Source organism: Streptomyces fradiae, from assembly GCF_041270065.1.
GTDB lineage: Bacteria > Actinomycetota > Actinomycetes > Streptomycetales > Streptomycetaceae > Streptomyces.
The window spans coordinates 1,591,491-1,603,448 of record NZ_CP065958.1 but is presented as its reverse complement, the minus strand read 5'-3'; the positions used below and the strand labels follow the sequence as shown (position 1 = coordinate 1,603,448).

Here is an 11,958-nt window from a genome sequence, read left to right as displayed (position 1 = left end):
GACCTCAGGGACCGTCTGTCCCGGGGCCTGGACCGGCCGGCCCCCGACCGGCCGGCGACCGGCCCGCGAGCCGCATCTGCTCGTGGGCCGCGAACTCGGGGTGGTGCAGATCGAAGGCGGGCGACTCGGAACGGATCCGCGGCACCGAGTCGAAGTTGTGCCGCGGCGGCGGGCAGGAGGTCGCCCACTCCAGGGAGCGGCCGTAGCCCCACGGGTCGTCCGTCTCGACCTTCTCGCCGTACCGCCAGGTGTGCCACACGTTGTACAGGAAGGGCAGCGTGGAGATGCCGAGCAGGAAGGCGCCGATCGTCGACACCGTGTTGAGCGCGGTGAAGCCGTCGGCGGACAGATAGTCGGCGTACCGCCGCGGCATGCCCTCCGCGCCCAGCCAGTGCTGCACGAGGAAGGTGGTGTGGAAGCCGACGAACAGCGTCCAGAAGTGGATCTTGCCGAGCCGTTCGTCGAGCATCCGCCCGGTGAACTTGGGCCACCAGAAGTAGAAGCCGGCGAAGGTCGCGAAGGCGACCGTGCCGAAGACCGTGTAGTGGAAGTGGGCCACCACGAAGTACGAGTCGGTGACCTGGAAGTCCATCGGCGGCGAGGCCAGGATCACCCCGGTCAGCCCGCCGAACAGGAAGGACACCAGGAAGCCGACCGACCACAGCATCGGCGTCTCGAAGGACAGCGAGCCGTTCAGCATCGTGCCCGTCCAGTTGAAGAACTTCACCCCGGTCGGCACGGCGATGAGGAAGGACAGCATCGAGAAGAAGGGCAGCAGCACCGCCCCGGTCACGAACATGTGGTGCGCCCACACCACCACCGACAGGCCGGTGATCGCCATGGTGGCGGCGACCAGGGTCACGTAGCCGAAGATCGGCTTGCGGGCGAAGACCGGGATGATCTCGCTGATGATGCCGAAGAACGGCAGCGCGATGATGTAGACCTCGGGGTGCCCGAAGAACCAGAACAGGTGCTGCCACAGCAGCGCCCCGCCGTTCTGCGGCTGGAAGACCAGCGAGCCCAGCCGCCGGTCGGACTCCAGGACGAGCAGGGCCGCCGCGAGCACCGGGAAGGCCATCAGGACCAGGATCGTGGTGAAGAGCACGTTCCAGGTGAAGATCGGCATCCGGAACATCGTCATGCCCGGGGCCCGCATCCCGATGATCGTCGCCAGGAAGTTCACCGAGGTGAGGATGGTGCCGAAGCCGGAGAGGGCGAGTCCGACGATCCACAGGTCGACGCCGACGCCGGGGGCCCGCAGCAGGCTGTTCAGCGGGGCGTAGGCGGTCCAGCCGAAGGCGGGGGGCCCGTCCGGGGTGAGGAAGGAGCCGGCCACCATCAGGCCGCCGAAGAGGAACAGCCAGTACGAGAACATGTTGAGCCGCGGGAAGGCCACGTCGGGGGAGCCGATCTGCAGCGGCACCAGCTCGTTCGCGAACCCGGCGAAGGTGGGCGTCGCGAAGAGCAGCAGCATGATCGTGCCGTGCAGGGTGAAGGCCTGGTTGTACTCCAGATTGCTCACCAGCTGGAGCCCCGGCCGGGCCAGCTCGGCCCGCATCAGCATCGCCAGGACCCCGGCGAACAGGAAGAAGAGGAACGAGGTCACCAGATAGAGGTGGCCGATCTTCTTGTGGTCGGTGGTGGTGACCCAGTCGATCAGCACCCGGCCATGCCGGTGCCGCGGTGGTTCCTCGACGGCCGCGGTCTCGATCTCGGTACCCATCCCCGGATGATGGCCCCGGCCGGGCGGGCAGCGGGGGAGGCGGACCGGCGGGTCGTCCGGTCGGCGGACGGTGTGGACGGCATGTAGGGAAAACGTGAATGCCGCGCGGGCGGCCCGGTCCGGCCGGGGCGCGGTCCGGACCTCGGTCGAATTACCGGATGGGGGACAGGTGTACGGAATTCGGGAAGCGCTTTCCGGACGCCTGCGCGGCGGTCGGGGGAGAGCTCCGGATCCGGTCGGGAATTACCCGGGAAACGGCTGGAAACCGCCGTCGCGGATCAGCGCGGTCTCACCAAACTTATGTCGAGAAGCTGTGACACAAGCGTGACCGGCGGGGTACTAACGTGAGCTGTATGACACCCGAACACACACCCGACCACGCCGACGAAACGTATCTGGGGCTCACCGAGGAGGAGGCCGAACGGCTGGCCAGGATCCGCGGTCACCGCGTCGTCCGCGCGCTTCCGCCGGGCTCGATCATCACCATGGAGTACCTGGAGGGGCGCATCAACTTCGAGGTCGAGGGCGGGGTCGTCACCCGCGTCTGGCACGGCTGAGGACGCGGGACACCAGGCGGGCGAGGGGGTACGCGAAGGGCCCCGGCCGAGGAGATCGGCCGGGGCCCTTCGTCGTACCCGTGTACCCCTGTACCCGCACGCGCGTCGCTGCGGCTCAGCCGCCGGTCGCGGGCCGCGAGTGCGGCGGGCGGCGGCTGCCGGCCGGACCGACCGGGCCCCGCTCGGCACGCACCGCGTGATGGGCCGGGAGGTGGGCCGGATGGGCCCGCGGCGCCGCGAGCGGCTGGCCCGCCCGGGGCGCGCCGCCCCGGGTGGCCGCGGCGCGGCCCGAGCCGGCCCCGACTGCCTCGCGGACCGGCTCCTCCGCCCCGGCCGGGCGCTGCGGGAACAGGCCCGGCAGCGGACCTCCGCTCGCCACCGGCAGCGAGGGCACCAGGCGCCGGCGGGACCGCAGCTGCTCGCGCAGCCGGTCGCGCAGGGCCAGGATCCAGGCCTCCGCCACCGCCAGGACCGGCTCGCACCAGGGCAGCGCGAGCAGGATGAGCAGGCCGGCGGCCCAGCCGAGCAGCACATCGCTCAGCCAGTGCGTCCCCAGGTACACGGTGGTGAGGCCGACGCCGAGCGCGACCACCGCCGACAGCGCGGAGAGATAGCGGCGGGCCCTCGGCGTGGTCGCCAGATAGGCCAGGATGCCCCAGGTCACGACCGCGTTGGCGGTGTGCCCGGACGGGAATATGTCGCCGCCCGCGAAGAGCTCGGCGGAGCCGACCTGCGTCGCGTAGTGGGGGCCGAGCCGGCCGAGTCCGAGTTTGACCGCGCCGACGGTCACATTGAGGAGCAGCAGCGCGGCGCCGAGGCAGAGCAGCGGTCGCAGCGTGTGCTGACGCCAGGAGCGCCAGCCCAGCCACGCCGCCACCATGACGGCCGTGGGGCCGCGCTGGCCGAGGACGACGTAGTAGTCGAGGAAGGCGTGCAGCCCCTGCCACTGCTGGTAGGGGCGGAAGAGCATGATCTTCCAGTCGAGGGTGACCAGCCAGGTCGACAGCAGTACGGCGACGACGATGGCCAGATAGAACGCCAGCGTCCCGCCGAAGAGGGCGAGACGCGTGCGGGTCATCCGCGGGACCTCTATCTTCGGCGGTTCCGGCTCCCGGTCCAGCCGGGCAAAGATGTCGGTACGCACCCAATCGACGTTACAGGGAGTGAGTAGCGACCTTGGTCGTTCCGGTGCCTTCGTGATGACGATGTGATGTGGAGTTGCTCTCAGCCGGGCGTTTGTTCCCGTCACCCGTCGGAAAATCCGATGACCTCCGGCCCTATTGCCGGACCGTTTTTCCGGTAACCCTGTTTGAGGCCCCGAAAGAATTCCCCGAAGGGCCCGCCGGACGGAATTCCGCCCGGTCGGGGGCGGGCCGGCGGGCCGGCCGGAGTGGCGTACGCCACACCGCGCGGCCCGCCGGGGTGAGAGCTGCACCACGCGCTCGGGCCTTGAACTCGCGTACGCTGACAGCTCACTCGCCCGTCGATGCCGGGCCGTCCCGGGGCCGCTCCCCGGCCGGTGCCCGCCGAGCGCGAGGGCTTCACTGGGAGGTACGTACATGGCGCGGACGAACACGGCCGGAGCACGTCTCCGCACCGCCGGCGGCGGTGCCAACCGCTGGGTCGTCCTCGTCGTCCTCTGCGTCAGTCTGCTGCTTGTCGCGCTCGACTCGACCGTGCTGCACGTCGCCGTCCCCTCCCTCACCGAGGACCTGCACCCCAGCTCCACCGCGCTGCTGTGGATCGTCGACGCCTATCCGCTGATCTGCGCCTCGCTCCTCATCCTCTTCGGCACCCTGGGTGACCGGGTCGGCCGCAGACGGGTGCTGCTGCTCGGTTACGGGCTGTTCGGCCTCGCCTCCGCGATCGCCGCGCTCGCCACCGCGCCCGAGGTGCTGATCGGCGCCCGCGCCCTGCTCGGCGTCGGCGGCGCGATGATCATGCCCGCCACGCTCTCGATCCTCCGCGCCGTCTTCCCCGACCGGCGCGAGCGGGCCACCGCCATCGGCATCTGGACGGCCACCGCCGCCATCGGCGCCGCCACCGGGCCGGTGCTCGGCGGCTTCCTCGTCGAGCACTTCTGGTGGGGCTCGGTCTTCCTCGTGAACATTCCGCTGATGGCGCTGATGCTGCCGCTCGGCCGGCTGCTGCTGCCCGAGTCCCGCGGCGAGACCGACGGGCCCTGGGACGTGCTCGGCGCGCTGATGGCCGCCGCCGGTGTGCTCGGCGTGGTCCTCGGCGTGAAGCGGCTCGGCGCCGGCGACCCGCCGCTCGCCCTCGCCACCCTCGGCCCGCTGCTGCTCGGCGCCGCGCTGCTCGTCCTCTTCGTACGGCGCCAGCGGCGGCGCCCGTACCCGCTGATCGACATGAAGCTGTTCGCCCGACCGGCCTTCACCACCTCGGTGGGCTGCGTGGTGCTCGCCATGCTGGCCCTGGTCGGCCTCCAGCTGATCGCCGTCCAGTACCTCCAGCTGATCCTCGGCCTCAGCCCCGTCGAGACCGGCCTCCGGCTGCTCCCGCTGACCTTCGCCGCGATGGCGGCCGGCGCCACCGGCTCGTACACCCTGCGCCGGCTCGGCCCGCGCCGGATGGTCTGCTGGGGCTTCCTGCTCACCGCCGGCGCGGTGCTGCTGCTGGTCCTCATGGGCCAGCACGACCGGCCGCTGCTGCTCACCGTGGGCTTCATACTGCTCGGCTTCGGCCTGCAGACCACGCTCTTCTCGGCGTACGAGTCGATGCTCAGCGAGGCCCCGCCGGAGAGCGCGGGCGGGGCGGCGGCGATCGGCGAGACCTCGTACCAGCTCGGCGCCGGCATGGGCACCGCACTGCTCGGCAGCGTGATGAACGCGGCCTACGCGCCCGGTCTGAGCGGGGTGCCGGGCGTGCCGGACGGCGCGGCGAAGGCCGCCACCAACTCGCTCGGCGAGGCCTACCAGGTCGCCGCCCGGCTCGGCGGCGCGGCCGGCGACGCGCTGCACCACGCGGCCCGGCACGCCTTCGTGAACGGACTGCACGTGACGCTGTTCGTGAGCGCCGGGCTGCTCCTGACCGGCGCGCTGATGGCGGTGCGCCTGCCGCGGGTGATGGAGTGCCCGGCGGTCGACCCGCGCCTCGCGGACGCGGTGGACGCCGTGGACGTCAGGGCCGGCGTGGACGCCGGGGTGGTGCCGGCCCGGACGCTGCCGGGACCGGACGGTGAGCCGCGGACGGGGGGCGGGGCCGCGGATGCCGTACGGGTCCCCGCCACGCGGGGCCGGACCGAACCGGCCGGCTCGGCGACGCCGAGCCACTGACCGATCGAGCCACTGACCGACCGGAGAGTCGTGCGGCCGGTCAGGACTGGTTGAAGAAACCGCCCTGCGAACGGCCGCCGGACTCGCCGCTGACGATCTCCGTGTCGGCCGGGGTCAGCAGGAAGACCCGGGTCGCCACGCGCTCGATCGAGCCGCGCAGACCGAAGGCGAGACCGGCGGCGAAGTCGACCACGCGCTTGGCGTCGTTCGGCTCCATCGCGGTCAGGTTCACGATCACCGGGACGCCGTCCCGGAACAGCTCGCCGATGCCCCGGGCGTCCCGGAACCCGTCCGGGGAGACGGTCGCGATCCGACGGCCGTGGTCCTGCGCCGTGTCGCTCGCCACCCGCACCCGCGGGTCCGTCACCCAGGCGTCGTTGCTCTCGGCACCGTCGGCGTACTCGTCGTCGTAGTAACGCTCGTCGTTGTCCTCGACGAGTCCCAGCCAGGCACTGGCCTTGCGCACCGATCCCATGGACGCCTCCTTTCGCGCGGTCACTCGTGGTTCCGCAATCCCTATCGTCGTCCATGATGCGGATCGCGCGCCAAGTGGATAGTCGGCGCGCAGGGGATTCGTGACGGTACTGGTGCAGAACGTGAGGGTCGAAATCTGGCGATTCGTCAGGGATCTTGCGGTTTGCGGGGGCTGACGGAGGGTCGGATCGAGCCGTGCAACTAAAAATATGAACGTCGGGCCGGAAGGGTGACGACCGGGGCGTACGGGTGAACGGAACCGCTGGGTACGATGCCCGACGCAGTCGCGCGGAGCTCCGCGCCGGTCCACGGGGGAGTGTCTTGTTCGGAATCGTCAGGCCCTGCGCGCACCGTCTCACCGAGCATCTGAAGACCGAGTGGATGGCCCATCTCTGCGGCCTCTGTCTGGCACTTCGGGCCGACCACGGCCAGTTCGCCCGGGTGGTCACCAATTACGACGGCCTGATCGTCTCGGTGCTGACGGAGGCTCAGGCCGGGCGCACCGAGGCCGGCCGGCGCACCGCGGGCCCCTGCCCGCTGCGCGCCATGCGGACCGCGCCCGTCGCCCGCGGCGAGGGCGCCCGGCTCGCCGCCGCCGTCTCCCTGGTGCTCGCCTCCGCGAAGATCCGCGACCATGTCGCCGACCGGGACGGGCTGCTCGCCCGCCGCCCGGTCGCCGCCGCGGCCCGCCGGGTCGCCCGCTCCTGGGACCGGGCCGGCGCCCGCACCGGCCGCGAGCTCGGCTTCGACACCGCCGTCCTGGTCGACGCGGTCGACCGGCAGACCGGACTCGAGGCCCTCGCCGGGCCCGGCACCCCGCTGCTCACGGTCACCGAGCCGACCGAGACCGCGACCGCGGCCGCCTTCGCGCACACCGCGGTGCTCGCCGGGCGCCCCGGCAACGCCGAACCGCTCGCCGAGGCCGGCCGGCTCTTCGGGCGGCTCGCCCATCTCCTGGACGCCGTCGAGGACCAGACCGCCGATGACGCCGCCGGCGCCTGGAACCCGCTCACCGCGACCGGCACCTCCCGCGAGGAGGCCCGCCGGCTCGCCGACGACGCCCTGCACGGCATCCGGCTCGCCCTGAAGGACGCCGAGTTCGCCGACGGGCACCTCGCCCATGTGCTCCTCGCCCATGAACTGCGCGTCTCCGTCGACCGGGCCTTCGCCACGACGGGGGGCGCCTGTGCGACGCACGGCGCGCGGGGCGCGCACGGCACGCCCGGGCCCGGTCAGCCGCACGTGCCGGTGCCCGGCAATCCGTACGCCGACCCCGGCGCGGGCCCCTGGCACCCCGGCCCGGGCGGGCCCGGCGCCCCGCTGCCGCCGGAGCCGCCGAACCGCCGCGGCACGCTCGCCGGCTGCGCCGTCTGGCTCGGCCTGGCCTGCACCTGCCAGATGTGCTGCGGCAGCTACGAGGACCCGTGGAGCCGACAGCGCCGCGAGGGGCTGTGCAACGACCCCTGTGACTGCTGCGACTGCTGCAGCAACTGCTCGGACTGCGGCGACTGCTGCGGCGACGGCTGTTGCTGCGACGGGTGCGACTGCGGCTGCGACTGCTGACGCACGGTCGGGCCGATGGCCCCCGCCCGGTTCCGGCTATTCCTTCGGGGCCGGCTGCTGCGTCACCGCGTAGCGGATGCCGTTGATGGTGCTCATCACCACATCGCTGCGGTCCTGCTGGAGCGACATCCACACCGCGCCAGGGTCCTCCGACCGCCCGTCGTTCCCCCCGACCCCCGACCGCCCTGTGGAAGGCTGAACCACCATGAGCACGGATGACACCGCCCGGGGCGCGCTGGACGCCGACCCCCGGCAGGAGTGGCAGCACTGGCACGAGCAGCGGACGGCGGCGGTCGCCTCCTCGTACGGACCGCTCTCGCTGACCGGCACCTACTGGCTCTCGGACTTCCCGGAGGGGCGAATTCCGGCCGTTCCGGGGCTGTGGCGGGCGGACGGCGACGAGGTCGTCCTCACCGCGGGCGCCGAGGACGCGATCACGGTCGACGGCGCGCCGCTCATCGGCACGGTGCGGCTGGCCGCCGACCACGCCCCGATCCACGAGTCGCGGGCCGAGTCCGCCGGGCGGCGCCTGGTGGTGCTGCGCCGCGAGGGCGAGTGGGCGGTACGGGACTTCGACCCCGAGTCGGAGGCGCGGCGCGCCTTCCGGGGCATCGAGGCCACGCCGTACGACGAGAAGTGGGTGCGGCCGGGCGTGTTCCGTCCGTACGCCGAGTCGCGCAGCGTCCGGGTGGAGAACGCGGACGGCAAGGAGCGCGGCCTCGGGCTCGCCGGCGAGGTGGTCTTCGACCTGGACGGCACCGACCACAGCCTGCAGGTCGCGATCGAGGACGACGGCTCGCTGTGGGCGGTGTTCGCGGACACCAGCAGCGGCAAGGACAGCTACCGCTTCCGCTTCCTGCGGCCGGCCGCCCCGGCCGCGGACGGCTCGGTGACGGTGGACTTCAACCGGGCGCTGCTGCCGCCGTGCGCGTTCGCGGCGCACTTCATCTGCCCCTTCCCGCCGCCGGGGAACACCCTCGACGCGGAGATCGCGGCGGGGGAGCGGCGGGTCGCCGAGGCCTGATCGGGGCCTGATCGAGGCCTGATCGAGGCCTGATCGGGACGGTCGCGGACGGCGCGGACCCACGGGGGCCGCGCCGTCCGCTTTTCCGGTCCCGCCACTGCCCACGCGCGTAGACCGGACGTGCGGGCGGTCTTGTGCGTTCCTGTGCGACAGGCCAGTATCGCTCGCGGTGCATGTCAGGAACACGTCACCTGACAGTGCCTCATGGGCCCGCCACCCACGGGCCCCTCTCCGCCGTACCCCGAAGGAGAACAGTGAGGACCACGCGCATCCGCCTGCTCGCCGTCGCCGCCGCCGTCGCGGCCGCCACCGCCCTCGGACTCCCCGGAGCCCAGGCCGCACCAACCCCCGGACCCGCGAGCGCCCAGGCGCTCGCCCGCGCCGACGCCGCCGTCCTCGGAGCGGACGTCGGCGGCACCGCCTGGTACGTCGACAGAGCCGCCGGCCGGGTCGTCGTCACCGCCGACTCGACGGTCTCCGACGCCGGGATCGCCAAGATCCGCCGGGCCGCCGGGGCCGACGCCGCCGCGCTGCGCGTCGAGCGCGCCCCCGGCGTCTTCAAGCCGCTGCTCGCCGCCGGTGACGCCATCTACGGCAACGGCTACCGCTGTTCGCTCGGCTTCAACGTGCGCAGCGGCGGCACGTACTACTTCCTCACCGCCGGCCACTGCGGCAACGTCGTGAAGACCTGGTACGCCAACTCGGCCCAGTCCACCCTGATCGGACCCACCGTCGGCTCCAGCTTCCCGGGCAACGACTACGCCCTGGTCCGCTACGACAACGCCTCGCTCAGCCACACCGGCGGCTTCACCGCGGCCGACGCCTACGTGGGCGAGTCCGTCAAGCGCTCCGGCTCCACCACCGGCACCCGCAGCGGCACCGTCACGGGCCTCGACGCGACCGTGCACTACTCCGGCGGCGGCACCGTGCGCGGCATGATCCAGACCAACGTCTGCGCCGAGCCCGGCGACTCGGGCGGTGCCCTCTACGACGGCACCAAGGCGCTCGGCATCACCTCCGGCGGCAGCGGCAACTGCTCGACCGGCGGCACCACGTTCTACCAGCCGGTGCCCGAGGCGCTCGCCAAGTACAAGGTCAGCCTGTACTGAGCAACTCCCTTGCCCGGATGGTTGGTTGAAGGCTGCACGGCCGAAAGCCGCCCTTGCGGCCCGAAGCCGCGCAGCCCGAGACTCCCCCACAGCGCAGGCCCCCCAAGGCCGCGCCTCACGGGTCCGTCACCCCACGGCGGGCCCCCGATTCCCCTCTGGAGGAACGAGAAGTGAGGACCACGCGCACCACCCCCACGAGAACGATCCGGCTGCTCGCCGTCACGACCGGTCTGGTCGCCGCGGCGGCGATCGCCGTTCCCGCCGCCAGCGCCGACTCCGCCGCGTCGGCCGGCACCTTCAGCGCCTCCCAGCTCTCGGCCGCGGGCGACGCCGTGCTCGCCGCCGACGTGCCGGGCACCGCCTGGAACCTCGACCCGGCGACCAACAAGATGGTCGTCACCGTCGACTCCACCGTCTCCCAGGCGGAGATCGCCAAGATCAAGCGCCAGGCCGGCGCCAACGCCGGAGCCCTGCGCATCGAGCGCACCAACGGCACCTTCAGGAAGCTGATCTCCGGCGGCGACGCCATCTACGCGAGCAGCTGGCGCTGCTCGCTCGGCTTCAACGTCAAGGACAGCGCCGGCAACTACTACTTCCTGACCGCCGGTCACTGCACCGACGGCGCGGGCACCTGGTGGTCCAACTCCTCCCACAGCACCGTGCTCGGCAGCACGGCCGGGTCGAGCTTCCCGACCAACGACTACGGCATCGTGCGCTACACCAACAGCACGGTGAGCAAGTCCGGCACGGTCGGCAGCGTCGACATCACCAGCGCCGCCAACGCCACCGTCGGCATGTCCGTCACCCGCCGCGGCTCCACCACCGGCATCCACAGCGGCTCGGTCACCGGCCTCAACGCCACGGTGAACTACGGCGGCGGCGACATCGTCTACGGCATGATCCGCACCAACGTGTGCGCCGAGCCGGGCGACTCCGGCGGCCCGCTCTACTCCGGCAGCCGCGCCATCGGCCTCACCTCGGGCGGCAGCGGCAACTGCTCCTCGGGCGGCACCACCTTCTTCCAGCCCGTGACGGAGGCGCTGAGCGCGTACGGCGTGAACGTCTTCTGATCCCAGGCCTGTGTGTGAGTGCCCCCGGCGGACGCGCCGGGGGCACTCCCGTGCCCGGGGGCCTACGCGCCCGAGGGTGCTCCGGCGGTCGGCTCCGCCGCCGGCTGCCGCTTCAGCGCGGACATCGCCAGGGTGACGGCCGAGCCGACGACCGCCCAGGCGGAGAGCACCAGCATCGACGCGGTCATGTCGTTGCCCTTGAAGTACGCGATCGAGCGCGCCGCCCAGGTGCCCGCGCCCGGGGGCAGGGCCGGGCCGATCGCCTTCCAGAACGGCGGCAGCATCGGCAGCGGGAAGGCGCCGCCCGCGCTGGGGTTGCCCGCGACGACGATCAGCAGGATCGCCAGGCCGATGCCGACGATCCCGAAGACGGACTGGAGGGCGAGGGTCGCGGCGCCGACCGCGAAGACCACCAGGGCGCCCAGGCCCCACAGCGCGGCCACGCTGCCGGGGAGCGCGCCCAGGATCGGGCCGACGATGATCGCGCCGCCCAGGCCGCCGAGGATCGCGTAGAGCGCGAGCGCCCCGAGCCGGATGATCGCCCGGTGCGGGTTCGCGGGGCGGGAGCCGGCGCTGATCGCCAGGATCGCGGCGCAGATGTAGCCGCCGACGCACCAGCCGACCACCAGATAGAAGGCGGAGAGCCCGTCGAAGTCCTGCGGGGAGGCCGGGGCCACGTCGACGGTGCGGATCGTGCGCCGGTTGGCCGCCTCCACCTGGGTGAACGTCTTCTCCAGGGCGGCGGAGAGCACCGTGCCGCCGCCGGAGGCGACGAGCAGGGTGTCGGTGCGGCCCCGCGGGTCGACGATCAGGGCCCCGTCGATGTCCCGGTTGATGATCTGGTCCCGGGCCTCGGCCGCGTCGGTGACCGTCCGCGGGTCGAGCGGGTCGCCGGGCAGCTTCTCCAGACGCTCCATGAGGACGGTGGAGACCTGCTGGGGTGCGACCACGCCGAAGGGCACGTCCGTCGGCTTCGGGTGGTGCAGGGCCCCCACGTACGAGGCGATGAACAGCAGCTGGAGGGCGAAGACGCCGACGACCAGCAGGGCTGCTCGGGGAGTGACGGCGCTCTTCAGTTCGTCGACGAGACTCATGCCCCCACGCTCGGGTGGTGCCGGTGTTTCCGCAGGTGGGAGACGTCCGAA

The 11,958-nt window shown here is 72.5% G+C and carries 10 protein-coding genes and 1 pseudogene; 6 read left to right on the top strand and 5 right to left on the bottom strand.

Annotated elements, in window-relative coordinates; all coding sequences use genetic code 11:
- Positions 1-4: 4 nt before the first annotated feature.
- Positions 5-1,723 carry a cytochrome c oxidase subunit I gene (ctaD, locus tag JAO84_RS07145; RefSeq protein WP_370411427.1) on the bottom strand — a complete coding sequence of 573 codons (1,719 nt, stop codon included), beginning with the start codon at positions 1,721-1,723 and terminating at the stop codon, positions 5-7.
- A 353-nt stretch (positions 1,724-2,076) separates the two neighbouring features.
- On the opposite strand from ctaD, the gene JAO84_RS07140 reads away from it, so the two are divergent.
- Entirely contained in the window at positions 2,077-2,280 is a 204-nt protein-coding gene (locus JAO84_RS07140; RefSeq protein WP_265865631.1) for an I78 family peptidase inhibitor, read from the top strand.
- Between the two features lie 115 nt (positions 2,281-2,395).
- On the opposite strand, the gene JAO84_RS07135 is transcribed toward JAO84_RS07140, so the two are convergent.
- Complete coding sequence (locus JAO84_RS07135; RefSeq protein WP_370411425.1) at positions 2,396-3,424, bottom strand: phosphatase PAP2 family protein; 1,029 nt, start codon at positions 3,422-3,424, stop codon at positions 2,396-2,398.
- 415 nt (positions 3,425-3,839) lie between these two features.
- Between JAO84_RS07135 and JAO84_RS07130 the strand changes: the two genes are divergently transcribed.
- On the top strand, positions 3,840-5,573 hold the full coding sequence (locus tag JAO84_RS07130; protein ID WP_370411423.1) for an MFS transporter: 1,734 nt from the start codon (positions 3,840-3,842) through the stop codon (positions 5,571-5,573).
- A gap of 40 nt (positions 5,574-5,613) precedes the next feature.
- Here JAO84_RS07130 and JAO84_RS07125 read toward each other — a convergent pair whose 3' ends face one another.
- On the bottom strand, positions 5,614-6,048 hold the full coding sequence (locus JAO84_RS07125; protein ID WP_265865628.1) for a cell division protein SepF: 435 nt from the start codon (positions 6,046-6,048) through the stop codon (positions 5,614-5,616).
- Positions 6,049-6,368: 320 nt separating this feature from the next.
- Between JAO84_RS07125 and JAO84_RS07120 the strand changes: the two genes are divergently transcribed.
- The gene (locus JAO84_RS07120) at positions 6,369-7,610 is read left to right on the top strand and encodes a DUF5685 family protein (RefSeq protein ID WP_370411421.1); all 1,242 of its coding nucleotides are present in this window, start codon (positions 6,369-6,371) and stop codon (positions 7,608-7,610) included.
- A gap of 51 nt (positions 7,611-7,661) precedes the next feature.
- Here JAO84_RS07120 and JAO84_RS07115 read toward each other — a convergent pair.
- Positions 7,662-7,757, bottom strand: a pseudogene (locus JAO84_RS07115) (ABC transporter substrate-binding protein); the annotation flags it as partial.
- Between the two features lie 58 nt (positions 7,758-7,815).
- Here JAO84_RS07115 and JAO84_RS07110 point away from each other — a divergent pair.
- From JAO84_RS07110 to JAO84_RS07100, 3 genes are all read left to right on the top strand, one after another.
- A complete protein-coding gene (locus JAO84_RS07110; protein ID WP_370411419.1) occupies positions 7,816-8,634 on the top strand; it encodes a DUF1684 domain-containing protein in 819 nt (272 codons plus the stop codon).
- A 254-nt stretch (positions 8,635-8,888) separates the two neighbouring features.
- Entirely contained in the window at positions 8,889-9,743 is an 855-nt protein-coding gene (locus tag JAO84_RS07105; protein ID WP_370411417.1) for a S1 family peptidase, read from the top strand.
- 170 nt (positions 9,744-9,913) lie between these two features.
- Complete coding sequence (locus tag JAO84_RS07100) at positions 9,914-10,813, top strand: S1 family peptidase (RefSeq protein ID WP_370411415.1); 900 nt, start codon at positions 9,914-9,916, stop codon at positions 10,811-10,813.
- Between the two features lie 62 nt (positions 10,814-10,875).
- Here the strand turns inward: JAO84_RS07100 and JAO84_RS07095 are convergent, their stop codons facing one another.
- Positions 10,876-11,907 carry a DUF3533 domain-containing protein gene (locus tag JAO84_RS07095; RefSeq protein ID WP_370411413.1) on the bottom strand — a complete coding sequence of 344 codons (1,032 nt, stop codon included), beginning with the start codon at positions 11,905-11,907 and terminating at the stop codon, positions 10,876-10,878.
- Between the last annotated feature and the right edge of the window lie 51 nt (positions 11,908-11,958).